General features: G+C 71.3%; 25 protein-coding genes. 16 read left to right on the top strand and 9 right to left on the bottom strand.

The genetic code is table 11. From position 1 onward, the window contains the following. The first annotated feature begins 9 nt into the window (after nt 1-9). Nucleotides 10-1,386 (top strand): aminotransferase class I/II-fold pyridoxal phosphate-dependent enzyme, encoded by a 1,377-nt coding sequence (locus tag ACTXG6_RS26985; protein ID WP_445182182.1) that lies wholly within the window; start codon nt 10-12, stop codon nt 1,384-1,386. Between the two features lie 204 nt (nt 1,387-1,590). Here ACTXG6_RS26985 and ACTXG6_RS26980 read toward each other — a convergent pair whose 3' ends face one another. Next, nucleotides 1,591-2,007: a YybH family protein gene (locus ACTXG6_RS26980; protein ID WP_445182181.1), complete on the bottom strand. Its 417-nt coding sequence runs from the start codon at nt 2,005-2,007 to the stop codon at nt 1,591-1,593. 257 nt (nt 2,008-2,264) lie between these two features. Further along, nucleotides 2,265-3,509, bottom strand: coding sequence for a DUF222 domain-containing protein (locus tag ACTXG6_RS26975; protein WP_445182180.1), 1,245 nt, complete (start codon nt 3,507-3,509; stop codon nt 2,265-2,267). Nucleotides 3,510-4,011: 502 nt separating this feature from the next. On the opposite strand from ACTXG6_RS26975, the gene ACTXG6_RS26970 reads away from it, so the two are divergent. Genes ACTXG6_RS26970 through ACTXG6_RS26960 form a run of 3 tightly spaced genes read left to right on the top strand, consistent with a single transcriptional unit; the run spans nt 4,012 to nt 6,563 of the window. Next, nucleotides 4,012-4,746, top strand: coding sequence for an acetoacetate decarboxylase (locus tag ACTXG6_RS26970; protein ID WP_445182179.1), 735 nt, complete (start codon nt 4,012-4,014; stop codon nt 4,744-4,746). Nucleotides 4,747-4,772: 26 nt separating this feature from the next. Next, nucleotides 4,773-5,726 (top strand): 3-hydroxyacyl-CoA dehydrogenase NAD-binding domain-containing protein, encoded by a 954-nt coding sequence (locus tag ACTXG6_RS26965; protein WP_445182178.1) that lies wholly within the window; start codon nt 4,773-4,775, stop codon nt 5,724-5,726. 6 nt (nt 5,727-5,732) lie between these two features. Continuing rightward, on the top strand, nt 5,733-6,563 hold the full coding sequence (locus tag ACTXG6_RS26960) for an HAD family hydrolase (RefSeq protein WP_445182177.1): 831 nt from the start codon (nt 5,733-5,735) through the stop codon (nt 6,561-6,563). 12 nt (nt 6,564-6,575) lie between these two features. Here the strand turns inward: ACTXG6_RS26960 and ACTXG6_RS26955 are convergent, their stop codons facing one another. From ACTXG6_RS26955 to ACTXG6_RS26935, 5 genes are read right to left on the bottom strand one after another with little or no spacing between them, the layout of a single operon-like run. Beyond that, on the bottom strand, nt 6,576-7,340 hold the full coding sequence (locus ACTXG6_RS26955; RefSeq protein WP_445182176.1) for an SDR family NAD(P)-dependent oxidoreductase: 765 nt from the start codon (nt 7,338-7,340) through the stop codon (nt 6,576-6,578). Nucleotides 7,341-7,343: 3 nt separating this feature from the next. Next, nucleotides 7,344-7,871: a GNAT family N-acetyltransferase gene (locus tag ACTXG6_RS26950; protein ID WP_445182175.1), complete on the bottom strand. Its 528-nt coding sequence runs from the start codon at nt 7,869-7,871 to the stop codon at nt 7,344-7,346. Further along, the gene (locus tag ACTXG6_RS26945; RefSeq protein ID WP_445182174.1) at nt 7,868-8,953 is read right to left on the bottom strand and encodes an alpha/beta fold hydrolase; all 1,086 of its coding nucleotides are present in this window, start codon (nt 8,951-8,953) and stop codon (nt 7,868-7,870) included. Before ACTXG6_RS26945 ends, ACTXG6_RS26950 begins: the two co-directional genes overlap by 4 nt. Beyond that, nucleotides 8,874-9,272, bottom strand: a complete 399-nt coding sequence (locus tag ACTXG6_RS26940; protein ID WP_445182173.1) for a hypothetical protein — start codon at nt 9,270-9,272, stop codon at nt 8,874-8,876. Before ACTXG6_RS26940 ends, ACTXG6_RS26945 begins: the two co-directional genes overlap by 80 nt. 36 nt (nt 9,273-9,308) lie before the next feature. After that, nucleotides 9,309-9,524: a hypothetical protein gene (locus ACTXG6_RS26935; protein ID WP_445182172.1), complete on the bottom strand. Its 216-nt coding sequence runs from the start codon at nt 9,522-9,524 to the stop codon at nt 9,309-9,311. Between the two features lie 276 nt (nt 9,525-9,800). Between ACTXG6_RS26935 and ACTXG6_RS26930 the strand changes: the two genes are divergently transcribed. The 6 genes from ACTXG6_RS26930 to ACTXG6_RS26905 all read left to right on the top strand — a co-directional run bounded on the left by ACTXG6_RS26930 (nt 9,801) and on the right by ACTXG6_RS26905 (nt 17,870). After that, complete coding sequence (locus ACTXG6_RS26930; RefSeq protein WP_445182171.1) at nt 9,801-10,607, top strand: FAD binding domain-containing protein; 807 nt, start codon at nt 9,801-9,803, stop codon at nt 10,605-10,607. Then, nucleotides 10,604-13,414 (top strand): molybdopterin-dependent oxidoreductase, encoded by a 2,811-nt coding sequence (locus tag ACTXG6_RS26925; RefSeq protein WP_445182170.1) that lies wholly within the window; start codon nt 10,604-10,606, stop codon nt 13,412-13,414. The genes ACTXG6_RS26930 and ACTXG6_RS26925 overlap by 4 nt, the downstream gene beginning before the upstream one ends. 31 nt (nt 13,415-13,445) lie before the next feature. After that, nucleotides 13,446-14,945 (top strand): nucleobase:cation symporter-2 family protein, encoded by a 1,500-nt coding sequence (locus ACTXG6_RS26920; RefSeq protein WP_445182169.1) that lies wholly within the window; start codon nt 13,446-13,448, stop codon nt 14,943-14,945. Between the two features lie 26 nt (nt 14,946-14,971). Next, nucleotides 14,972-15,766 (top strand): putative hydro-lyase, encoded by a 795-nt coding sequence (locus tag ACTXG6_RS26915; RefSeq protein ID WP_445182168.1) that lies wholly within the window; start codon nt 14,972-14,974, stop codon nt 15,764-15,766. A gap of 303 nt (nt 15,767-16,069) precedes the next feature. Beyond that, nucleotides 16,070-16,312 carry an FCD domain-containing protein gene (locus ACTXG6_RS26910; RefSeq protein ID WP_445190117.1) on the top strand — a complete coding sequence of 81 codons (243 nt, stop codon included), beginning with the start codon at nt 16,070-16,072 and terminating at the stop codon, nt 16,310-16,312. A 91-nt stretch (nt 16,313-16,403) separates the two neighbouring features. Further along, nucleotides 16,404-17,870 (top strand): OmpA family protein, encoded by a 1,467-nt coding sequence (locus ACTXG6_RS26905; RefSeq protein WP_445182167.1) that lies wholly within the window; start codon nt 16,404-16,406, stop codon nt 17,868-17,870. On the opposite strand, the gene ACTXG6_RS26900 is transcribed toward ACTXG6_RS26905, so the two are convergent. Continuing rightward, nucleotides 17,854-18,756: a GlxA family transcriptional regulator gene (locus ACTXG6_RS26900; RefSeq protein WP_445182166.1), complete on the bottom strand. Its 903-nt coding sequence runs from the start codon at nt 18,754-18,756 to the stop codon at nt 17,854-17,856. The two genes, ACTXG6_RS26905 and ACTXG6_RS26900, sit on opposite strands and share 17 nt — an antisense overlap. Before the next feature lie 216 nt (nt 18,757-18,972). Here ACTXG6_RS26900 and ACTXG6_RS26895 point away from each other — a divergent pair, with 216 nt between their 5' ends. The 5 genes from ACTXG6_RS26895 (at nt 18,973) to ACTXG6_RS26875 (ending at nt 21,886) form a co-directional block, all read left to right on the top strand. Further along, on the top strand, nt 18,973-19,359 hold the full coding sequence (locus ACTXG6_RS26895) for a DUF1097 domain-containing protein (protein ID WP_445182165.1): 387 nt from the start codon (nt 18,973-18,975) through the stop codon (nt 19,357-19,359). Continuing rightward, complete coding sequence (nthB, locus tag ACTXG6_RS26890) at nt 19,356-20,123, top strand: nitrile hydratase subunit beta (RefSeq protein ID WP_445182164.1); 768 nt, start codon at nt 19,356-19,358, stop codon at nt 20,121-20,123. Before ACTXG6_RS26895 ends, nthB begins: the two co-directional genes overlap by 4 nt. Further along, the gene (nthA, locus tag ACTXG6_RS26885; RefSeq protein ID WP_445182163.1) at nt 20,120-20,740 is read left to right on the top strand and encodes a nitrile hydratase subunit alpha; all 621 of its coding nucleotides are present in this window, start codon (nt 20,120-20,122) and stop codon (nt 20,738-20,740) included. Before nthB ends, nthA begins: the two co-directional genes overlap by 4 nt. A gap of 33 nt (nt 20,741-20,773) precedes the next feature. Next, nucleotides 20,774-21,076: a nitrile hydratase accessory protein gene (locus tag ACTXG6_RS26880; protein ID WP_445182162.1), complete on the top strand. Its 303-nt coding sequence runs from the start codon at nt 20,774-20,776 to the stop codon at nt 21,074-21,076. 81 nt (nt 21,077-21,157) lie between these two features. Continuing rightward, nucleotides 21,158-21,886, top strand: a complete 729-nt coding sequence (locus ACTXG6_RS26875) for a mycothiol-dependent nitroreductase Rv2466c family protein (RefSeq protein WP_445182161.1) — start codon at nt 21,158-21,160, stop codon at nt 21,884-21,886. Nucleotides 21,887-21,905: 19 nt separating this feature from the next. Here the strand turns inward: ACTXG6_RS26875 and ACTXG6_RS26870 are convergent, their stop codons facing one another. After that, on the bottom strand, nt 21,906-22,292 hold the full coding sequence (locus ACTXG6_RS26870; protein WP_445182160.1) for a nuclear transport factor 2 family protein: 387 nt from the start codon (nt 22,290-22,292) through the stop codon (nt 21,906-21,908). 286 nt (nt 22,293-22,578) lie between these two features. Between ACTXG6_RS26870 and ACTXG6_RS26865 the strand changes: the two genes are divergently transcribed. Next, entirely contained in the window at nt 22,579-22,977 is a 399-nt protein-coding gene (locus ACTXG6_RS26865) for a hypothetical protein (RefSeq protein ID WP_445182159.1), read from the top strand. The last annotated feature ends 52 nt before the right edge of the window (nt 22,978-23,029 follow it).

Below are 23,029 nucleotides of genomic sequence, written 5' to 3'. Positions count from 1 at the left end.
GAGTAGCGGATGGAGCCCGAGGTCGCCCGGATAGCCGAAGCGGCCACGACCCGCTCGGCCGCCGGGATCGCGGCCGCCGTCAACCGGCTCATCAAGGCGGGCGAGCTGGTCGCCGGGTCCCGGCTGCCCACCGTGCGGGTGCTGGCCAAGGCACTCGGTACCAGCCCCACCACGGTGAACGAGGCCTGGCGGTCCCTGGTCCGGATCGGCGCCGTGCGCACCGAGGGCCGCAACGGGTCCTACGTGGCGGAGTCGCAGCACGCCGGCTGGCCGAGCCGGTTCTGGCGGATCGCCGGCGCGGCCGGTGAGTTCGCCTCCGACCTGTCCGCCGGCGTGCCGGACCCGGCCCTGCTGCCCGACCTGCACGACGTGCTGACCCGGATGCGCCGCCGCCCCCAGCTGTCCGGCTACCTCGACCCGCCGGTGTTGCCCGAACTGGAGGCGGTGATCCGGCACAGTTGGCGTGACATCTGCGACCCGGAGTCGCTCACCGTGGTGGACGGCTCGCTCGACGCGGCGGACCGGGTGCTGACCAGTCTGGTCCGCCTCGGCGACCACGTACTGGTGGAGAATCCCACGTTCCCGCCGTTCCTGGACCTGCTGGAACTGATCGGGGCGCAGGCGGTGCCGGTGCCGATCGACGCGGAGGGCATGCGCCCCGACGCGCTGCGGGCCGTGCTGGCCACCGAGATCGGCGCCGCTGTGACCGCCGTGCTGCTGCAGCCGAGGGCGCACAACCCCACCGGCGCCAGCATGAGCCCGGCCAGAGCCGCCGAGCTGGCCGCCGTACTCCGTGCCGGGGCGCCATCCTGCGTGGTGGTGGAGGACGACCATGTCGGCGACATCGCGGTCGCCGAGCCGGTGAGCCTGGCCGGGCACCTGCCGGAGCGCACGGTCAGCATCCGCAGTTTCTCCAAGTCGCACGGGCCGGACCTGCGGCTCGCGGCGGTCGGTGGGCCGACCGAGCTGATCGAGCCCGTGGTCGCCCGCCGCAACCTAGGACCGGCGTGGTCCTCGCGGCTGCTGCAGCAACTGCTCGTGGACATGCTCACCGACGCCGGCTGCACAGCCACCGTGGCCAAGGCCAGGGACGTCTACGTCGAACGGCGGTTGGCGCTGACCGATGCGCTGGCGCAACGGGGTATCGACGTGTTCGCCAGGGACGGGTTCAACGTGTGGGTGCCGGTCGCTCACGAGCGGGATGCGCTTGTAGTGCTGGCCGCCCAGGGCATCGGCGCCGCGCCCGGCCGGCCGTTCCTCGCCGCCCCCGTCGACGGCGACCACCTGCGGGTCACCACGGCCCTGCTGCCGGTCGCCGCCGCCGGGCAGATCGCCGAGGCTCTGGCCGGAGCCGCCAGCCGACGCCCCGGTACGCCGCACCGGTAGTCGGGTTGGGAGTTCCTGCCGTAGGAGCTGGGCTTCGGCTCGGGCATGACCTGCTGGCGGCGGCTGCGCAACAAGTCACTCCGTCAGGAGTCCTGAGGCTCGGTGGTCAGATCCCACACCCGGACCCCCCGGTCGTCACCCAAGGCGACAGCAACGGGCTTACCGAAGCCACTGCAGGACGTGGTGTCGCCCCGCCTGATGCGACTACGACCACCCGGGAGATCCAACTGCCCCTTGACAGTCGAGGATGGCGAACCGCCACGACCCGTCGGCCGACCGGCGGGCGACAGCCGTCGTCGTTCCGGTCGGCGAGATCCCGGTGCCGTCCGGCAACATCGCCTCGAGGTCCCAATCGACGATGATCAGGGCCGTATCGCCCCCGATCAGGGTGGACCTGGGCTTGTTGGTCAGACGCGCCTGAGCCGCGATCGACTGGACCGCCTCAGCGTGCAGTGCCTCCTGGTCGGTGAGGACCTTGCCGGTGAAGGTGTGCATCGTCGCGTCCTGGTGGAACAGCGCGACGACGGCGTCGGCGTCCCCGGCGTTGAGCGCGTCCTGGTACGCGAACGGGAGGCGGGCCGGGTCGACGATCCGGGTATCGGCGCTTTCCTGGGTGTTCATGGCTGACTCACTCCCCGAGTGGGGTCGATCCGGACTGACCGGAGTCGGCGCGACCACCTCGCAGCCAGCCCCCGGAACCGGGTCCACCTCAAGCCGACACTACCTTCCCGCCCACGCACACCAGCCCACGCCATCCCATGAATGGTCTCAACTCAGACCCGTCATCCTGGGCCCAGCTCAAGCCGCCCTAGCCACAGGCACGGACTCAAGCGGCTGACATGCAGCCACCGGCCCCCGCGGCCTTCTTGTTATGACCCCTAAAGTCTCGACTCGCGCGAGTGCGTGAGCGCATGTGGTTTGCGTCGGGGTGTTTGGGAGTAGTCGATCCATTTTGGCGGAATGAATTCGGGGAGTCCGTCGTGCATTCGGACTTCCCAATCGGACTGGTGCACCATCCGGTGATGCGTCCAACACAACATCACCAAATTGTCGAGTTTTGTTTCACCATGGTGAACCCAGTGCACAATATGGTGCACCTCGCAGGAACTCGGAGGCCGATCACACCCCGGATGGGCACAACCCCCATCCCGAACCGCGACCGCCCGCCGCTGCGCCAACGTGGCGCACCGTTTCTCCCGCCCCACATCCAACGGCTCACTGTTCGCACCGAGCACGATCGGGGTGACCTGGGCGTCGCAGCTGAGTCGGCGCACCTCACCCGGGCCGATGTGCCCACCCAACTCGAGGTTCGCCCCACGCAACCCGGCCTTCAGCGCTTCCAGACCCATCGTGATCGCCACGTGCGGGCGCTCACCGCCTTGTGCGGGCAGGCGGCCCTCGTCCAGGGTGTGCGCGCAGATCTCCCCGAGCGCATCAGCCTGCCGTTGCCCGAGGGACTTGTTCTCGTCGGCGGCCGGTTTGAGGATCGCCCCGATCGCCCGGGCCACCACCTCATACGTCGCCGAGTCCAACTGGCCCTTGATCTTCCCGCCCACCCCGTGGCGGGACTTGGCCAGATGCAGCTCGTTGACCTGCGGATCGTCCTCACCCGGCGGCGCACCGTCCTGATCGAGCAGGTCCAGTTCCTCGCGGGCCTTGCGGGCCAACAACTCCGGGCTGTACTGCCGCGCCCAGTCGGCGAACAACACCTCCGCCGCCACCCACTGCTCCACCGTGATCCGCCGCGCGGCATCCGTAGCCAACACCGACTCGATCACCTCAGCATGCGCCAGATCAATCTCCAGCGCACCCAACGCCATCGCCGTCGCCGGCAGTTTCGGCTCCAACACCTCACCCACCAACGACCGCGTCGGAAACACACTGGCGGCCACCGCCACCATCCGCCGCCCGTCCCGCTGGCTCACCCCGAGCAGATCCGCCACGGCATTCGCCGAATGCATCCCACGCTCGAGAAACTCCCCATCCCGATCCAACCCGGCAACCAGCATCAACGAGTCGTACTCACATTGGCGCCGCAAAACCTGGTAACTCTTCAACCCATCAATCCGACACTCCGCATCGCCGGTGCGCTCGAGTGCGCGCAACGCGGCCATGGAATCCATGACCACCCGCCGCGCCGCAACAATCGAACTCTCCGACATACGGCAATTATGTCGAAGGGGTACGACAATTCCCGGACCGATACCGCCGCCCCCGAAAAAAAGATTCCATGATTTTTTGCGAACCCCGCCGAACGTCCCCGACGCGAGTCCCCGACCCAAGCAAAAGGTCAGACACCAGACCGACCTAACTGACCACTGTCCCGTCCAAAGCTTCAGTAAAACGCGCCCAGCCACACCAAGCCGACGAAGTCAATCGAGCCGTCAGGACGCCGCACGCTCCCGACGGAGCACGGACGACAGCCACCCCGAACCACGTACCCCCCACGACGCACATATACGCAACAACCCACCCCCGACCAGCCCTGTTGGCTATACCTACGCAGAGCAAAGCGCCGCCAACCCAGGGCACCGCGGAGCACGTCTCCCGTGGCAGGCTGATCAAGCAGCCCCGAGCAGGACGGGCCCGGGGCCGGGCTGTCCCGAGGAGGACCATGGACCAGTCATGGATATAGCCACCGTGCGCAACCAGCTCACGACTCCCCTCGGCGCGCCGGCGTTCCCGCGCCCGCCCTTCCGGTTCCACAACCGCGAGTACCTCAACATCACCTACCGCACCGATCCGGATGCGCTGCGCAGGCTGGTGCCCGAGCCGCTGACCATTCCGGAGCCGCTGGTGCGGTTCGAGGTGATGAAGATGCCGGACACCACCGGACTGGGCTCGTACCACGAGAGCGGCCAGGCGGTCGCCGTCGAGTACGAGGGCGAGCACGGCGAGTACATCCACGCCATGTACGTGGACAACCACCCGGCGATCGCCAGCGGCCGGGAGATCAGTGCGTTCCCGAAGAAGCTCGGTGAGCCGAAGCTGTTCGTGGACTCCGACACGCTGGTCGGCACCCTGGACTACGGCACGCTGCGGGTGGCCACCGCGACCATGGGCTACAAGCACGAGTCGATGACCACCGAGGCGGCCCTGGCCGAGATCGGCGTGCCCACCTTCATGCTCAAGCTGGTCCCCGGGTACGACCGGACACTGCGGATCGCCGAGCTGGTGCGCGCCCAGATCACCGACGTCACGGTGCACGGCGCGTGGAGCGGCCCGGCCCGGCTGCAGCTGTTCGAGCACGCGCTCGCGCCGCTGGCCGACTTCCCGGTCCTCGAGGTGGTCGCGGCCAGCCATTTCGTCGCCGACCTGACCCTCGGGCGGCCCGCCGTCGTGTTCGACTACCTGGCCTAGAACCGCGACCGCGAAGGGAACCACGCATGACCACGCCGGAGAGCGACATCCTGGACCGGTTCCACCACGTCACGGTGGTGGGCGCGGGCACCATCGGCATCTCCTGGGCGGCCCTGTTCCTCGGGCACGGGCTGGCGGTCACCATCAACGACCCGGCGCCCGACATCGAGGACCGGGTGCGCGCCGAGCTCGCCGGCCTCACCCCGATGCTCGCCGAGCTCGGACTGGCCACCGACGGGCTGACCGACGAGCTGCGCTTCGAGGCCGACATCGAGCAGGCCGTGCGGGGCGCCGACGTGGTCGTCGAGAACGGCCCGGAGAACCTGGCGTTCAAGATCGAGCTGTTCGGCCGGATCGAGAAGGTGGTCGGCCCGGGCGCACTGTTGCTGACCTCGACCTCCGGGATCCGGGTCACCGACATCGCCCGCGACCTGGCCCGGCCGGGACGGCTGCTGGTGGGGCACCCGTTCAACCCGCCGCACCTGGTGCCACTGGTCGAGGTGGTGCCCGGCGAGCGGACCGACCCCGAGGCCGTCGCGGAGGCGGTCGAGTTCTACCGGGCGCTGGGCAAGAAGCCGATGGTGCTGCGCAAGGAGGTGCCCGGGTTCGTCGCCAACCGGCTGCAGGCGGCGCTGTTCCGCGAGGCCGTGTACCTGGTCGAGCAGGGCGTGGTCGACATCGGCGAGCTGGACGAGGTGGTGACCAGCTCGATCGGCATGCGCTGGGCCGCCTGCGGACCCTTCCGCACCTTCCACCTGGCCGGTGGCCCCGGCGGTCTCCCGCATTTCCTGGAGCACCTCGGCCCCGGCCTGGAGCGGCGGTGGACCCAGCTCGGCGCGCCCCAGTTCGACGGACCGACGGTGGCCACGCTCACCGAGCAGGCGGAGCAGACGTTCGGCGGCACCCCGTACCAGGAACTGCAGCGCAAGCGCGACCACGACCAGCTGGCCATCCAGCGCGCGCTCGGCGACCCCGCCTGACCGGGGATGCCGACGCTGTACGTGTCCGACCTGGACGGCACGCTGCTGCTGCCCGACGGCACCCTGGGCGAGCGCACCGTCGCCGTGGTGAACGCGCTGATCGCCGCCGGTGGCCTGTTCACCTACGCCACCGCGCGCGGGTACGAGGCCTCGTCGCGGGTGACCGGGCAGCTGCGCCTGGAGCTGCCGGTGATCACCTACGGTGGCGCGGTCATCGTCGACCCCCGCTCCGGCGTACCGCGGTATGCCGCACGGGTACCGGGGGCGGCGGTGGAGGCGGTACTGCGGGCCACCGACGCCGCGAGTCCGGTGCAGCCGATCCTGTTCGCCAGCCACGGGGGTCGGGACCGGGTGTGCTGGCGGCCGGCGCACAGCACCCCGTCGGTCGAGTCGTACCTGGGCAGGCGCGCCGACGACCCTCGGCTGCTGCCGGTCACCGACTGGCGGGAGATCGACCCGGACCAGGTGTTCTTCTACGCGGTCCTTGGCGCGCACGAGCCGTTGCGGCAGCTGCGGGAGACCATCGCCGACGCGCTCGACGGCTGCTATGTGACGCTGACCGAGGAGATCTACGCCCGCGGCGAGTACTGGCTCGAGGTCGGTTCGCTGAGCGGCACCAAGGCCGCCGCTCTGGACACGGTAGTCGCGGCCGCCGGCGCCGACCGGGTCGTCTGCTTCGGCGACAACCTGAACGACCTGCCGATGTTCGAGGTCGCCGACGAGTCCCTGGCCGTCGCGAATGCGCTGGAGGAGGTCATCCGGCGGGCCACCGCCGTGATCGGCGCCAACAGCGCGGAGGGTGTGGCCAGTTGGCTGAGCGATCACGCCCTGAGCTGAGCGAAGACCCGGTCAGGTGGTCAGCATCCCGCCCTCGACGGGCAGCGTGAAGCCGCTCAGGTAGCTGCTGGCGTCGCTCGCCAGGAAGATCAGCGCGGCGGCCAGCTCCTCGGTGCGGCCGAGGCGGCCGAACAGAGTGCGCGGCACGACCTTCTCCTGGAGGAACTTGGTCTCGAGCTGGTCGGTCATCTCGGACTCGAAGTAGCCCGGCGCGAGGGCGTTGACCCGGATGCCCTTGCGGGGGGTCCACTGCTGGGCCAGGTCGCGGGTCAGCCCGATCAGGCCGGCCTTGCTCGACGCGTACGCCGCCTGCGGCAGGCCGGTGGTGGTCAGCCCGAGCACGCTGGAGATGTTGATGATGGAGCTGCCCGGTCCCATCACCCGGCCGCAGGCCTGCGCCATCCAGTAGCAGCCGTTGAGGTTCAGCTCGATCACCGACCGGAACTGCTCGGGCGTCTCCCGGGTCGCCGGGTACGCGGTCCCGATGCCGGCGTTGTTGACCAGGATGTCGACCTTGCCGAACTCGGCGACGGCGGCCGCGACCAGCGCGTCGCAGTCGGTGGGCTCGGTGACGTCGGTGCGCACGGTGAGCGCCCGCCGCCCCGCCTTCTCCACCAGCGCACGGGTGTCGGCGAGGCGGTCCTCCCGGCGCGCGCCGAGGGCGACGTCGGCCCCGGCCTCGGCCAGCGCCTGGGCGAAGGCGACACCGAGGCCGGACGAGGCGCCGGTGACCACCGCGACCCGGCCGTCCAGCCGGAAGAGATCAAGGATCGTCATTCTTCAGGACCCTAGTTCGTCGGCCAGCCCGACGGCGGTCATGGCCTCCCAGTTGGCGTCCACGTGGTGCGCGAGCACCACCAGGTCGCGCAGCCCGCCGTCCCGGTCGCGGATGTGGTCGCGCAGCAGCGCCTCACCGGTAAAACCGATCTTGAGGAACATCTCCAGCGCGTGTTCCTGGTCGGCGACCAGCTCCACGACGAGCTTGCTCAGGCCCGCCTCCAGCGCCCGGCTGAGCCCGTGGCGGGCCAGTTCGCCGCCCAGCCCGGTGCCCCGGTGCGTGGGGTGCACGACCAGCCGCAGCTCGCCGACGTGGTCGGACCAACCGGACAGTCGGATGATCGCGACGTAGCCGGTGACGGTGTCCCCGTCCATGGCCACCCAGCGCGAGGCGCTCCCCTGCGTCCAGGACCGAACCGTGTCCGGATCGGTGACGTCCTCCTTGATGAAGGTGACGTCGCCGTCGGGCAGCTCCTGGAAGAACCGGGTGAGCGCGTCGACATGGGTCGGTTGCAGCTCGGTGATGCTCACCTGGCCACCTCGCTTCGGCTGCGCAGGAAGTCGATGATCGTCGGGACGGTGGTCTTCGCGGCGGTCCTGCCGACGACCAGCCCGATGTGGCCCGCCTCCAGCCGCAACTCGTGCTTGTCCGGCGAGCCGACCAGGTCGATCAGCGGGGCGGTGGCCGGCTCGGGCACGATGTGGTCCCGCGCGGCGAGCACGGTCAGGAACGGCACCGTGATGTCGGCCAGGTGGACCTGGTCACCGGCGATGGTCAGCCGGTCGTTGACCAGGCCGTTCCGCCGCAGCAGCATGTCCACCGTCTCCCGGGCGGCCGCCCCGGGGAACGGGATGTGGTCGGTCGACCAGCCGGTCATCGCCTGGTACGCCGCGACGTAGTCGTCGCTCCACAGCTTGTCCCACAGGTTGACGTACCGGGTCACCTCCGCGGTCGGGGTGAGCGAGCGGAACCCCTGCAGGATGACCTGCGGCGGCACGTTGCCGTCCGAGTCGAGCACCGAGTCGACCTCGAGGCCGCCGCCGGCGAAGATCTTGCCGAGCGGCCCCATGTGGCGGAAGTCGACCGGGGTCGCCATCACCGTGAGGCTGCGCAGCGGCGAGTCCGGATGGTGCGCGGCGTGCAGCAGCGTGAGGATCCCGCCGAAGCAGTAGCCGAGCAGGTTGACCTGGTCCGCGCCGCTGAGGTCCCGGACCCGGTCCATCGCGGCGGGCAGATAGCCGTCGACGTAGTCCTCGAGCCGGTTCTGCGCATCGCGCTCGTCCGGCACCCCCCAGTCCAGCAGGTACACGTCGAAACCGGCGTCGATCAGCCGCTCGACGAAGCTGTTGCCCGGGGTCAGGTCGAGGATGTAGCTGCGGCTGATCAGGCTGAACACGATCAGCAACGGCGGCGAGACGGTGACCTTGTCGCTGCGGTAGTGCCACAGCTCGCACCGCCCGCCGCGCCACACCACGTCCTTCGCCGTCCGCCCCACGCCGGGGCGGTCCGCGCCGACGGCGAGCTTGATGCCGTTACGGGCTCGCAGGGCGTTGCGTTCGACCTCGTGGCGTATTCGGTCGAGGACCGCCACGGGATTCGTCAGCGACGCCATTGGCGGTCCTCTCCTCCGGCAGGTGCGACCCGTGCTGCTGTTGCTGCTCGAGTGCGAGCGTGAGCCTGCGGACCTCGCGGTCGAGGGCCCCGACCTGGGCGCGCAACCGCAGGACGTCGGTACCGGCGGGCAGATTGACCAGGTGCCAGAGTTTGGCTGCGATCCCGTTGGCCTGCCGGGTCAGCGCGGCCTGGGCCTTGATCCCCAGCGCGGTGGCCTGCGCGAACTGATCGGTGCGGACCACCGACTCCAGCCGAGGCGCGACGAACTTCTCGGCGGCGTCGAACGCCTGGCGCCACAGCGCGGGAGGCTCAGCCATGCCCGGGAGCCTAGTACCACCGCCGGGGGTAGAGCTCTACTGCGGCAGCGGCAGGAGGTCGACCCAGCCGGTCAGCAGCACCAGCGAGAAGATCGCACAGAACAGCGCGAACCCCGCCGTCATGTGCAGGATCTCGCCGTCGCGGGTCTCCTTCTTGCGGCGCAGCTCCGCCAGCGTGATCAGGATCGAGATGATGGCCACCACGGCCAGCAGACTTCCGTAGATCAGGCCATCCATCCGCGCCGGACTCATGCGCTCTCCACCTCCGCTGTGCGTGCCCGCGCCGCCGCGGCCACCCGATGTGCGAGCCGATGATCGCAGATCCCCGGCCGGCCGGGTGCCGGGAGCCCCCGGACACGCCCGGTCCGGGAACGCGTGGTGCCCACGATATGCGTGAAACGCTGGCGTTACGTCTGGGTGTTTCAGATTGCCCAACGGGGCCCCGGTGAGGTGCGATCGACATCCCCGGCGGGCTGAGGGGTGACGCTGCCCGCTGGGCACCGGCCGGACGGGCAAGGGAGGGGCGGGATGGACCTGAACACCGTCACCGCCCTGCACCGGCCGGGCGACCGCACCGACCTGACCGGACGCCTCGGGCCGGGCACCGCGGCGCTGGCCGGCGGCACCTGGTTGTTCTCCCAGCCGCAACCCGACCTGCACACTCTCGTCGACCTCACCGGCCTCGGCTGGCCGCCGCTCACCGTCACCGCGCGCGGCCTCGAGATCGCCGCCACCTGCACACTCGCCGAGCTCACCGGGTTCGCCGCGGCCCCGGGGTGGCCCGCCGCCGCCCTGTTCCGGGCCTGCTGCGAGGCGCTGGCCGGCTCGTTCAAGATCTGGCACACCGCGACCGTGGGCGGCAACATCTGCCTCGCGCTGCCGGCCGGCCCGATGACCTCGCTGGCCGCCGCCCTGGACGGCACCGCGCTGCTCTGGAGCGGCGCCGACTCCCAGCGGCGGATCCCTGTCGCCGAGTTCGTCGTCGGTGACCGACGCACCGTGCTGCGGCCCGGCGAGGTGCTGCGTGCGATCGAGCTGCCGGCGGCGGCGTTGGCCGCGCGCACCGCGTTCCGCCGGGCCGCGCTGGCCACCCAGGGTCGCTCCGGGTCGGTGGTGATCGGTCGCCGCGACGCCGACGGCGCGTTCGTGCTCACCGTCACCGCGGCGACCGACCGGCCGCGCCGGCTGGCCTTCGCGGCGTTGCCGGCGGCGGCGGAGCTGGCCGGGGCGTTGGCCCGCATCGACCGGTGGTTCGACGACCCGCACGGCGCACCGGACTGGCGGCGCGCGGTCACGCTGCTGCTCGCCGAGGAAGTCCGGGCCGAGCTCGCATGATCGTCACGATCAACGGGGTGGCCACCGACACCGCGCCCGCACCGGGGCAGTGCCTGCGCACGCTGCTGCGCGGGCACGGGCACAGCGAGGTCAAACGGGGCTGCGACTCCGGTGACTGCGGGGCGTGCACGGTGCTGGTGGACGGCACGCCGGTGCATTCCTGCGTCTACCCCGCGGTGCGCGCCGGCGGCCGCCGGGTGACCACCGCGGTCGGCCTGGGTACCCCGGACGACCTGCACCCGGTGCAGCAGCGGTTCGTCGACGCGGGCGGGTTCCAGTGCGGCTACTGCACCGCCGGGCTGGTCGTCACCGCCGCCGGCCTGGCCGACATGGCCGAGTCCGCCGACCGGGAGGAGCTGGGCCGGCTGCTCAAGGGCAACCTGTGCCGCTGCACCGGGTACCGGTCGATCGAGGACGCACTGCGCGGCACGGTGAACACCGAGAAGGGCGGCGGGCCGGGGCGCTCACTGGCCCCGCCGGCCGCCCGCCGGGTGGTCGCCGGTCTCGAGCCGTACACCCTGGACGGGCCCACCCCGGTCGCGCCACTGCACCTGGTGGTGCTGCGCAGTCCGCACCCGCACGCCCGGATCCGGTCCATCGACACGGCCGCCGCGCTCGCGGTACCCGGAGTGCACGCGGTACTCACCCACCACAACGTGCCGGCCGTGCCGTTCTCCACCGCCCGGCACCAGAACCGCACCGACGACCCGGACGACACCCTGATGCTCGACCCGGTGGTGCGCTTCCGAGGTCAACGGGTGGCCGCGGTCGTCGCCGAGACGGTCACGGCCGCGGAACGGGCCTGCCGCGAGATCGTGGTCGACTACGACGAACAGCCGGCCGTGTTCGACCCGGAGCTGGCCACCGAGCCCGGGGCACCGCTGGTACACGGGGACAAGATCGAGTCGGCCGCCGAGCTGCGGATCGCCGATCCCGGGCGCAACGTGGTGGCCGAGCGGCACGCCGAGCTCGGTGACGTCGCCGCCGGGCTGGCGGCGGCGGCGGCCGTCGTGGAGGGCACCTGGCGGACCCAGCGGGTGGCGCACTCGTCACTGGAGACGCACGCCGCCGTCGGCTGGCTGGACGCGGGCGGCCAGCTCGTGGTGCGCACCAGCAGCCAGGTGCCGTTCCTGGTGCGCGACGAGCTGGCCAGGCTCCTGTCGCTGCCGCCCGAGCGGGTCCGGGTGCTCACCGCGCGGGTCGGCGGCGGGTTCGGCGGCAAGCAGGAGATGTTGGTGGAGGACCTGGTCGCGGTGGCCGTGCTGCGTACCGGGCGCCCGGTGCGGCACGAGCTCACCCGTACCGAGGCGCTCACCGCGACGCCGTGCCGGCACCCGATGCGGGTAAGGGTCCGGGTCGGCGCGGACGGCGGGGGCGTGCTCACCGCGCTGGCTATCGACGTGCTGGCCGATGCCGGCGGGTACGGCAACCACAGCCCCGGCGTCATGTACCACGGCTGCCACGAGTCGATGGCCCTCTACCGGTGCCCGAACAAGCGGGTGGACGCCCGGTCGGTGTACACCCACAACGTGCCCTCGGGGGCCTTCCGCGGCTACGGGCTGGGCCAGGTGCAGTTCGGTATCGAGTGCGCGCTCGACGAGCTCGCGCGCACGCTCGGCATGGACCCGATCGAACTGCGCCGGCGCAACGTCGTGCGCCCCGGTGACCCGCTGCTCGTCGACTCGCCGCCGGACCCCGACCAGCCGTCCGACCTGGTGTTCGGCGGCAGCTACGGCCTCGACCAGTGCCTGGACCTGGTCGAGGCGGGGCTGGCCGGTGCCGGTTCCGGTGCCGGTGACGAGGGCGGCGCCGGGCTCGGGGACGGCGCCGGGCTCGGGCCGGCGTGGCGGGTGGGCACGGGCATGGCGGCGAGCATGATCGCCACCATTCCGCCGCGCGGCCACTTCGCGGACGCGTCGGTGACCCTGGAACCGGACGGCGGCTACACGCTCCGGGTCGGCACCGCCGAGTTCGGCAACGGCACCACCACGGTGCACGCCCAGATCGCCGCCGCCGTCCTCGGCGCCGAGCCGGAGCTCATCGCGGTGCACCAGTCCGACACCGACGCGGTCGGCTACGACTCCGGGGCGTTCGGCTCGGCCGGCAGTGTGGTCGCCGGGCGGGCGGTCCAGGCCGCCGCGACGGCGCTGCGCGAGGCCATCCTGCGGGCGGCCGGCGAGGTCGGCGGCCTGGACCCGCACACCGCGAAGCTCGGGCCGGTCGGGGTGCAGAGCGGTGAGCTGTTCGTCCCGCTCAGCGCGCTCGCGGTGGCCGGCGAACCGCTGGTCGGCCAGGGCCGCCACGACGGCACGCCGCGCTCGCTGGCGTTCAACGTGCACGGGTTCCGGGTCGCGGTGCACCCCGGTACCGGTGAGGTGCGGGTGCTGCGCTCGGTGCACGCCGCCGACGCCGGTACCGTGCTCAACCCCGAGCAGTTGCGCGGGCAGATCGAGGGCGGTGTGGCGCAGGGGTTCGGCAGCGCCCGGTTCGAGGAGTTGATCGTGCGGGACGGGCGGGTGGTCACCGACGTGCTGCGCCAGTACCACCTGCCGCAGTTCGCCGACGTCCCGCGCACCGAGGTGCGGTTCGCCGACACCACCGACGAGCTCGGCCCGTTCGGTGCCAAGTCGATGAGCGAGGCGCCGTACAACCCGGTCGCGCCGGCGCTGGCCAACGCGGTGCGCGACGCCATCGGAGTGCGCCCCTACGAGCTGCCGATGTCCAACGACCGGATCTGGCGCCTCTGCGCCGGGCGGCCCGGTGGCACCGAGCAGCCCGGTGGGACCGAGCGGCCCGCACCCGGATGAACCAGCTCAGCACCAGAATGCGGAGGACACGATGACCTCACCACCGCCACCGCCACCGCCCGCCTTGCCGGCCGTGCACCCGGTCGACCAGGTGCTGCCCGCTCCCCGACTGGTCGTGCTCGGGCTGCAGCACCTGTTCATCATGTACGCCGGCGCGGTTGCGGTACCGCTGATCGTCGGGCCCGCCGTCGGGCTGGACAGCTCGGACATCGCCATCCTGGTCAGCGCCGACCTGCTGGTCTCCGGGATCGCGTCGATCATCCAGTCGGTGGGCATCTCCAAGATCATGGGGGTGCGGCTGCCGGTGGTGGCCGGTGCGACGTTCACCGTGCTCAACCCGATGATCGTGATCGCCAACCAGTACGGTGGCCGGGCCGGGCTGCCCTACGTCTACGGCGCGCTGATCGTGTCCGGCATCTTCGGGCTGCTCATCGCGAAGCCGTTCTCGGCGCTGCTGCGGTTCTTCCCGCCGCTGGTCACCGGCACCGTGATCATGATGATCGGGCTGTCCCTGATCGGCGCGGACATCGGGCTGATCGCCGGCGACAAGACCGGCTCGTTCACCGCGAAGATCCCGGTCCTGGATGCGGGCGGGCAGGTCACGGTCGAGCACGGGCAGGTGGTCACCGCGGTGAACCCCGACGCCGGGCAGATCTCGCACATCGTGCTGGCCGGCGTGGTCGTGCTGCTGATCGTGGCGATCTCCCGGTTCTTCCGGGGGTTCCTCGGGCAGACCGCCGTGCTGATCTCCATCGTCCTGGGCACCCTGATCGCCTGGCCGATGGGTCTGCTGGACTTCTCCGGTGTCGGCGGGGCCGGCTGGGTCGGGATCTCCGCGCCGTTCCACTTCGGGCCGCCGAAGTTCGCCGCCGCGGCCATCATCTCGATGTGCATCGTGGTGCTGGTGACCTACACCGAGTCCACCGCCGACATGCTCGCCGTCGGTGAGCTCACCGAGCGCAAGCTGGCGCCGAACGACCTGGCCAGGGGGCTGGCGACGGATGGGTTCTCCGCGCTGCTCGCCGGCTTCATGAACTCGTTCCCGGACACCGCCTACGCGCAGAACGTCGGGCTGATCGGCATGACCGGGGTGCGCAGCCGGTGGGTCATCACGGTCACCGGCGGGTTCCTGGTCGTCCTCGGGCTGATCCCCAAGGTGGGCGCGATCGTGGCCGCGCTGCCCGGGCCGGTGATCGGCGGCGCCGCCACGGTGATGTTCGCGATGGTCACCGCCGTCGGTATCCAGACGCTGCACAAGGTGTCCTTCGGCGGGCCGGGCAACCACAACCTGTTGATTATCGCGGTGTCGCTCGCGGTGGGGCTGATCCCGACCATCCAGCCGGCCTTCTACCAGCACTTCCCGGCGGACTTCCAGGTCATCTTCGGCTCCAGCATCACCTCGACGGTCATCGTCGTGTTCGTACTGAACCTGGTGTTCAACCACTGGTGGCCGCGGATCCCGCGCCGCGACGGCGCGGTCGGCACCGCCCTGGACCACGGCGCGGTAGCCGGCGCCCCCGATACCCCGTGACCGGAACGTAGAGATCGGATAGTGCAATGACCTCGGGCATCGACCAGACCAGCTCGCCGGCCGAGGCGAGGGCGGCGATCCGCGCGGGCGGCTGGACCGGAATCACCACCGGCCTGTGCGGCGGGTACGTCCAGGCGAACCTGGCGATCCTGCCCGCCGCCCTCGCCGGCGAGTTCACCGACTTCTGCCGGGCCAACCCGCGCCCGCTGCCGCTGCTGGAGGTCACCCAGGCCGGAGTCGCCGACCAGCTCCGGACCGCACCCGGGGCGGATCTGCGCACCGACCTGCCGCGCTACCGGGTCTACCGGCACGGCGTGCTGGACAGCGAGCCGACGTCGATCGAGTCGCTGTGGCGGGACGACTTCGTCGCGTTCCTGCTGGGCTGCAGCTTCAGCGCCGAGGAGGCCCTGCGGTCGGCCGGGGTGCGGCTGCGCCACCTGGAGACCGGAGCCGGGGTTCCGATGTACCGCACCTCGCGGCGGTGTGAGCCGGCCGGCCGGTTCCATGGACCGGTGGTCGTGTCCATGCGCGCCATCGCGGAAGGGCAGCTGGAGCGGGCCAGCGCGGTCACCGCCGAGCTGCCGTTCGCGCACGGCGCCCCGCTGCACGCCGGCGACCCGGCGGCGCTCGGCATCAGCGACCTCGCGGCTCCGGACTGGGGTGAGCCGATGACGGTCGAGCCCGGCGAGGTCCCGGTCTTCTGGGCCTGCGGCGTCACCCCGCAGGCGGTGCTCGCCGAGGTGCGCCCGGAGATCGCCATCACGCACGCCCCGGCGCACATGTTCCTGACCGATCTGCGGGTCGCGGACCTCGCGCCCTAGCCGTACCTGGGTATGGAAAGGGTGTGGAAACGTTGACACTTCGGCAGGATTTCCCGGGTCTGCTGTGGCGGTAACTCCGTGTTACCGACAGGGCGGCCCGATGTCGGCCCTGGTGCGGTGATCCTCACCGAGACCAACGTCAGTCCGGTATTTTTCGACGAGAACCAGACTCAGGTCGACCTCGACGTAGCCCGGCCCGCAGGTCAGCGGCTCGGTTCAATCGACTGATCACCGAAAGTGACCACTGCGGCGTAGCAGCGGCGCCCTGTCGATCATGGCCGCGAGTTCCTCCCTAGCTCTTGGCTGGGCGGGGTAGCGCCGTCGGCGGTCTGGACTCCGATCCTGCGCCAGCTGTGGGACGCCGCCGACCCGTACCGCGCGGTGTACCACGGCGAGGAGGCCAGCCGGCACACCGCGCAGAAGCAGCATGCCGCCCTGCTGCGCGCGGCCAAGCACCGCGACACCGAGCGGGCCGTCAAGATCCTGCGCGACCACCGCCAGCAGACCATCGACCGGCTGCGTGGCGCGCTGGACAAGAAGCCGTAACACCGACCCCGGGCGCCGACACAATTCACGTTGCATTGAACGTCCCCATGGTGTGATCTTGCGCGAACTGCGTTCTGGGGGGACACCGGAAATGAGACCTGCATTGCGGGGTGTACTGGCGTGCGCTGTGGTGCTCGTGTTTGCGCTGGTCGGATGCGCGGGCAATGCCCGGCCCGGGGTTCCGCAGCAGTTGGGCACCCCGCGGAGCGGGACCGGTTCTCCCAGCCTCGCACCGTCCGGCGGGGCGGCGCCGGGCGCGCCCAGCGGGGCCGACGGCATCGTGGCCAAGCCGGCCTCCAGCGCGCTGCCGATCGAGCTCCACAACCTCCGGTTGGTCCGCCAGGGCAGCGACGAGCTGGTACTGCAGTTCGACTTCTTCAACGGGACCACCGAGAAGCAGGCGCCGGACAACTACGGCATCGACCGGGTGCAGCGAGGGCTCCTGCTGGTCGACCTGCCAAGGCGCACCGGGTACAGCGTGCTGTCGGTCCCGAACACCGGCGCCTGGGGCAAGATGAGCGCCAACGTCGACGAGAACGTCGAGCCCGGCCAGTCGGCCACCGTGACGGCCGTGTTCGGCGCGCCACCGGCGGAGACCACCAGCATGCTGGTCTCCGTCGACCCGACGCTGCCGGTCGAGGTCCCGGTGCAGCCGGCCGGTTCGCCCGCGCTCACCCCGGACCCGATCCTCACCGCCCCGACCGATGAGAGCCGGGCGAGCAGCCCGCTGGTCTGCGGGGCCACCCAGCAGGGCGGGCAGACCGAGTTCCGGCTGCCCAGCGACGTGCTGTTCGCGTTCGGCAGCGCCGCGCTCTCCCCCGCCGCCCAGACCGCGCTGGACTCGCTCGTCGCCCAGGTGACCGGCAAGGCGGGCACGGTGATCGCCCAGGGCAACACCGACAGCATCGGCGACGACCCGTCCAACCAGCGGCTGTCCGAGCAGCGCGCCGGCGCGGTGTCCCAGCTGCTGCAGCAGAGGCTCGGCGCCGACTTCGAGTACACCCCGGTCGGCTTCGGCGAGACCAGGCCGATCGCCCCGAACACCAACCCCGACGGCAGCGACAACCCCGACGGCCGGGCCCAGAACCGCCGGGTGGACGTGGTGGTCAAGACCGCCGCCTCGGCGCCGTCGGCGGCACTGCTGCAGCCCGGGCAGCAGCTGGCGAACGAGGGGCTCAAGGCCAGCGTCAGCGAGGTCCGGCGGGCGGACGGTTACCTGATCACCGAGTACCAGGTGACCAACCCCGGCACCGAGCAGGCGCGCTTCGACTACTCCGTCGAGCCCAGCAAGGACGTGGTCGGCGACGGCGAGCTGACCGTGCTGGACAGCTCGGGCCAGAACTACGCCAAGGTGTGCACCGTGGCCGCCCCGGTCTACTTCGCGCTCACCGGCACGATGGGCACGGACTTCGGGACCGGCCTTGCCAAGATCCCCGGTGGGGCCACGGCCACCATCTGGGGGCTGAGCCCCGATCCGGCGCCGACCGCCACCTCGGTCAACGTCCAGATCGGCGGTTTCCCGCAGTCGTTCCCGGTGACGGTCACCGCCGGCCAGTGACCGCACCGCGGCGCATGGCGCGGCGCAGCGTCTCCTCGCTGCCGATGCCGCTGCGCCGGGCCGCGGTGCCCAAGGTCTCGCCGGAACGCAGCAGCGCGGTCGCCGCCTCGAGGCGGACCGAGGCGACGTAGCTGGCCGGGGTGGCGCCGATCTCGGTCTGGAACAGGCGGCTCAGGTGCCGCACGCTCAGGCCGGACCTGGCGGCGAGGGCGCCAAGGCTGTGGTCGGAGGCCGGGTCGGCGGCGATCTGGTCGCACAGCGCGCGCACCGGCTGGTGCCGGGGGCGGGCCGTCCTGGCCGGCACCGACAGCTGCGGCTGGGCGCCGAGGCGGCGCATGAACACGACCATGTCCCGGGCGACGTGGTGCGCCAGCTCGTCGCTCTCGTCCTCCTCGACCAGCGCGAGCGCCAGGTCGATGCCGGCACTGACCCCCGCCGAGGTGAGGATTCGCCCGTCCCGGACGTAGATCGCCTCCTCCTCGACGACCACACCGCGGAACTGCCGCGCCAGCGCCGCCGTGTGCCGCCAGTGGGTGGTGGCGCGGCGCCCGTCGAGCAGCCCCACCGCGCCCAGCGCGAACGAGCCGGCACACACCGAGGTGACCCGCCGCGCCGCCGGCGAGAGCAGCCGGATCGCGTCCAACAGCGCCGCCGGCGGCCCGGTGACCAGGCACTCCCCACCCGGGACCAGGAGCGTGTCGACCTCGTCCACCGCGCCAGCCGCACAGGCCACCCCGAGCCGCAGGCCGCCGGAGGTGGTGACGTCGCGCCCGTCCGGTGAGCACACGGTGACCCGGTAGGCCGCCCCCATGGAGACCGCCACGTCGAAGACCTCGAGCGGGCCGGTGACGTCGAGCAGCCGCACGCCGTCGTAGACCAGCACCACGATGACTGCTGGCTCTCGCGGACCCATTCGCACGAGAATAGTGAGAAGTGGCCGCCCGCCTCCGCTCGGATGGCCAGATCTGAGGTCATCGTGGCCAGTTCCGCGCCCGGCGTCACCGTTGCGTTACGCCGGGGTAATGCCAGCTACGAAGGATTCGACACCAGGAAGCCGGCCATGGCATCGGCGGTCAGGTCCAGTCGAATCCTACGAGGAACCGTGTCGGAGAAGAATGCGTTGGCGCTGAGCATCGGCGTGCTCGGTGCGCTCGCGGTCCTGCTCACCGGCGCGGTGGTGACGGTGCCGGTGTGGGTGGTGTTCATCGCGTGGGCGTCGTTCTTCATCCTGGGCGGCGGGGTCGGCGGGCTGGTGCGCTCGGTGCTGAGCAACCTCGCCGGCATCGTGATCGCCGGGCTGACCCTGCTGGCCAGTTCCGGGTTCGGCCTGGGTCAGTTGCTCACCGCGGTCGCCGTCGGCGTCGGCAGCGCGGCCATGGTGCAGGCGTCCCGGGTGCGGATGCTGTCGGCGATCCCGGCCATCGCCTCGGCGCTCACCCAGCGGCCGGCCGTGGCCTCGGCCGTGCCCTCGAAGGAGGAGTCCGCATGAAACTCCAACATCATCTCGGCGGCCTGGAAGGGCTCACCGAGCCGATCGACTTCGAGAAGCGGGTGTTCGTCCAGGACTGGGAGCGGCGGATCTTCGGCATCCACGCCGCGATGATGGGACTGAGCGACTCGCTGCGCGGCGCGGCGCCCAACTACGACCTGGACGCGGTGCCCACCGCGTTCGCGAGCACCTGGACCTGGGCCGACCTGCGCAAGGGCGCCGAGGCGATGAACCCGTTCGCCTACTTCCAGTACCGCTACTACGAGAAGTGGCTGGGCGGGATCACCGCGTACCTGGTCGAGCAGGGTTACGTCGACGAGTCCGCGCTGGCCGCGGCGACCGACCGGTACCGCGCCGACCCGGACGCGGCGCTGCCCACGCGGGACGGCGCGGCCATCGACGAGCAGGTCATCCGTTACCTGCGCGAGGGCGACTCACCACGCCGAGGGCCCGCCACGCCGGCGTTCACGGTGGGCGACCGGGTACTCGTGGGCGACCCGCCGGCCGGCGAGCACACCCGCCTGCCCGGCTACCTGCGCGGCCGCCCCGGCACCGTCACGCGCGTCTTCGAGGGCAACTACGCGTACTTCTGCTCGACCGGCGCGGACGGCCTCGGCGAGCCGGTCCCGGTCTACGTGGTGCGCTTCGAACCGGCGGACATCTGGGGCTCGCGCGCCGAGCCGAACCCGGGCCCGGTATTCGCCGACATCTACCAGACCTACCTATCCCCCAGCCCCGCTCCCGCGCAGGAAGGCGACCGATGACCGCACAGTTCGGCTACCCCGAGGACCGCGAGGAACGCAGCGCCGCCCAGGTCCGCGCGCTGGAGGCGCTGCTCATCGAGAAGGGCGTCATCGGCAGCGGCACGGTGGACAAGGTGCTCGGCTACTTCGAGTCCGAGATGACGCCGCTGAACGGCCAGAAGATCGTGGCCAGGGCCTGGACCGACCCCGACTTCGCCCGGCTGCTGGCCACCGACACCCCGGCCGCGGTCGCCGAGCTGGACCTGCCGCTCGGCATGGCCGGCGCCGAGGGAGAGCACCTCGCCGCGGTGCTGAACGAGCCCGGCGTGCACAACCTGGTGATCTGCACGCTGTGCTCGTGTTTCCCCTGGCCGGTGCTCGGGCTGCCGCCGTACTGGTACAAGGACCCGGTATTTCGCGCCCGGGCCGCGCGGGAGCCGCGCACGGTACTCGGCGAGCTCGGGGTGGCGCTGGACCCGGACACCGAGGTGCGGGTCTGGGACGCCAGCGGGCACTCCCGCTGGTTCGTCGTGCCCGCGCGGCCGGAGGGCACCGACGGCATGTCGGAGGCGGAGCTGGCCGCACTGGTCACCACCGAGTCGATGATCGGCGTCGCGCTCGCCGACACCCCCGCCTGATCCCGACCGGCCGCACCGAGAGGAACCGCCGAGATGAGCGAAGCAGAACCGACCGACTTCCGGCTGCACCCCAGCTGCGTCACCGACCTCAACCAGCCGACCTTCGACGCGGACTGGCAGCGGCGCGCGTTCGGCCTGGCCGTCGCGCTGTCCGAGTTCGGGCACTACCCGTGGCAGGCGTTCCAACAGGAGCTGATCACCGCGATCGGCGGCTGGGAGGAGGCGCCGGTCGACGCCCGGGGCCGGTGGGAGTACTACGAGCACTGGGTCACCGCACTCGGGCAGGTGGTGGCGCGGCACGGGATGCTCGAGGAGGGCTACGTGAATCCGGAGTGAACCCGGAGGACCGCGACGAGCACCCGGAGGCCGCCGCGTCGGCGTCGGCGGGGCATCCCGGAATCCTCTAACCTCGGGTTCGTGGCCGACGCGGATATCAATTTCTACTTCGACCCGGTGTGCCCGTTCGCCTGGATGACCAGCAAATGGGTGCGTCAGGTGCAGGCCCAGCGTGACTACGCGGTCGACTGGCGGTTCATCTCGCTGCGGCTGCTCAACTCGCACATCGACTACGACGCGCACTTCCCGCCGGAGTACGAGGCCGGCCACACCGCCGGCCTGCGGCTGCTCCGGGTGGCGGCGCGCACCCGGGCGGAGCACGGCCCCGACGCCGTCGCCACGCTGTACGCGGCGCTCGGTGCGCGGATCTTCGACACCGAACCGACCGGGGACGACCGGGCCAGCGGCGCCCGTCGCGGCACGCTGGCGTTCCTCGAGCCGGTCCTGGCCGGCGCCGGACTGCCGGGCACGCTGGCCGACGCCCTCGAGGACACCTCGTGGGACGTCCAGATCCAGGCCGAGACCGACGAGGCGCTCGCCCTCACCGGCAAGGACGTCGGCACCCCGATCCTGCACTTCGAGCCGCCGGCCGGCGTCGCGTTCTTCGGGCCGGTGATCAGCCGGCTGCCGTCCGACGAGCAGGCAGCCGAGCTGTGGGACCACGTGGTCGGGCTGGCCCGTTTCCCCGGCTTCGCCGAGCTCAAGCGCAGCCTGCGCGAGCAGCCCCAGCTGCGCTCGTTCGGTGTGCGCGACGACGAGGTCGGCACCCAGGAGGACTGGCACGGCGGCAGCCGCCGCCTCAAGAAGTAGCCGCCCGCCGGGAGACGCGCTAGTAGCTGCGCGGGGTGGACGCGTGTGAGATCAACTTCCAACCGCTGGCGCGGCGGGTCCACACCGCGGTGATGTTGTTCGTCAGCTGCCTGTCCACTCCACCGGCGGTGATGTCGGCGTTCATCTGCCCGACCACCACGGCGGTGTCCGACCCCAGCACGATGACCCGGTCGATCGGGTGGTCGACGCGGTGGTAGACGTAGTAGCCGTCCGCGCACTTCTTGAGGTAGGCCTCGCGGGAGTCGACGACGCCGTTGCTGTGGGTGTACGCCAGCTCGTCGTCGCACAGGCCGCCGAACGTGTCCAGGTCGCCCGCGACGGCGGCGTCGAAACGCTGGTCCTCCAGCGCGTGGATCTGAGCCACGATGTCTTCGGTGACAGTCACCGGCACTCCTTCCGAGTCGTCCGGCGGTCCTGCCGGACCTCCGACACCCACGGTGTTCGACTGAGGTCAACACTGCCACCGAAGCGTCGACCTGGCGACCGGTCGGGTGCGGCGAGACCTTGTTCAGGTGTGCGATCCAGGCCACACTCGTCCAGCCTCATCAAACCCCCGGCGGGCGGTGCACAGATGGAGTCGTACGAGGGACTGCTGGACGTTCTGGCCCAGGAGCTGCACAACGTCGAACAGGTGTAGCTTCTTCATCAACCCGCGTTCGGAAACCGCGCCGGTGGTCTACGAGTACGCCTACACCATGGTCGCCGACCGCACGACGGACAAGATGGCGGACGTGCTGCACGAGACGTTCTCGCGGGTCGTGGCGGAGTCGCGCGCCATGGGGCCGGACACCGTCGGCCCCGGCTACTTCGCGCCGATGCGACTGGACGAGTTCGTCGCCAGCAGGGTCGTCGAGGCCGTGGTGCACGGGCTGGACCTCACCCAGGCGCTGGGCCGGGACCCGATCACCACACTGCCCGGCCTGACGCTGACCGCCGCGATCCTGGACGACCTGCTGGCCAGGCGCACCGTCGGAACGCGCCCGGCCGACCTGGCCGACGATCGGGTCTGGGTGGTGGCCGCGTCCGGTCGGGCCGCACACCCGGACAACCGACTGCCACTCATCGGCTGACCGGTCCGGCGAGACGTACTCGGCGAGGTAGTTAGCTGTGGCCTACATGTGA

The sequence above is a fragment of the Pseudonocardia sp. Cha107L01 genome, assembly GCF_052566575.1.
This window is presented reverse-complemented; position numbering and strand designations above follow the sequence as displayed.

Bases quoted from the DNA above. Each gene is read 5' to 3' on its own strand.
- ACTXG6_RS26945 (WP_445182174.1), bottom strand. From the start codon at position 8,953: ATGGCGTCGCTGACGAATCCCGTGGCGGTCCTCGACCGAATACGCCAC.
- ACTXG6_RS26920 (WP_445182169.1), top strand. From the start codon at position 13,446: ATGACCTCACCACCGCCACCGCCACCGCCCGCCTTGCCGGCCGTGCAC.
- ACTXG6_RS26915 (WP_445182168.1), top strand. From the start codon at position 14,972: ATGACCTCGGGCATCGACCAGACCAGCTCGCCGGCCGAGGCGAGGGCG.
- ACTXG6_RS26960 (WP_445182177.1), top strand. From the start codon at position 5,733: ATGCCGACGCTGTACGTGTCCGACCTGGACGGCACGCTGCTGCTGCCC.
- ACTXG6_RS26955 (WP_445182176.1), bottom strand. From the start codon at position 7,340: ATGACGATCCTTGATCTCTTCCGGCTGGACGGCCGGGTCGCGGTGGTC.
- ACTXG6_RS26970 (WP_445182179.1), top strand. From the start codon at position 4,012: ATGGATATAGCCACCGTGCGCAACCAGCTCACGACTCCCCTCGGCGCG.
- ACTXG6_RS26880 (WP_445182162.1), top strand. From the start codon at position 20,774: ATGAGCGAAGCAGAACCGACCGACTTCCGGCTGCACCCCAGCTGCGTC.
- ACTXG6_RS26980 (WP_445182181.1), bottom strand. From the start codon at position 2,007: ATGAACACCCAGGAAAGCGCCGATACCCGGATCGTCGACCCGGCCCGC.
- ACTXG6_RS26965 (WP_445182178.1), top strand. From the start codon at position 4,773: ATGACCACGCCGGAGAGCGACATCCTGGACCGGTTCCACCACGTCACG.
- ACTXG6_RS26930 (WP_445182171.1), top strand. From the start codon at position 9,801: ATGGACCTGAACACCGTCACCGCCCTGCACCGGCCGGGCGACCGCACC.
- ACTXG6_RS26925 (WP_445182170.1), top strand. From the start codon at position 10,604: ATGATCGTCACGATCAACGGGGTGGCCACCGACACCGCGCCCGCACCG.
- nthB (WP_445182164.1), top strand. From the start codon at position 19,356: ATGAAACTCCAACATCATCTCGGCGGCCTGGAAGGGCTCACCGAGCCG.
- ACTXG6_RS26975 (WP_445182180.1), bottom strand. From the start codon at position 3,509: ATGGATTCCATGGCCGCGTTGCGCGCACTCGAGCGCACCGGCGATGCG.
- ACTXG6_RS26935 (WP_445182172.1), bottom strand. From the start codon at position 9,524: ATGAGTCCGGCGCGGATGGATGGCCTGATCTACGGAAGTCTGCTGGCC.
- nthA (WP_445182163.1), top strand. From the start codon at position 20,120: ATGACCGCACAGTTCGGCTACCCCGAGGACCGCGAGGAACGCAGCGCC.
- ACTXG6_RS26985 (WP_445182182.1), top strand. From the start codon at position 10: ATGGAGCCCGAGGTCGCCCGGATAGCCGAAGCGGCCACGACCCGCTCG.
- ACTXG6_RS26940 (WP_445182173.1), bottom strand. From the start codon at position 9,272: ATGGCTGAGCCTCCCGCGCTGTGGCGCCAGGCGTTCGACGCCGCCGAG.
- ACTXG6_RS26905 (WP_445182167.1), top strand. From the start codon at position 16,404: ATGAGACCTGCATTGCGGGGTGTACTGGCGTGCGCTGTGGTGCTCGTG.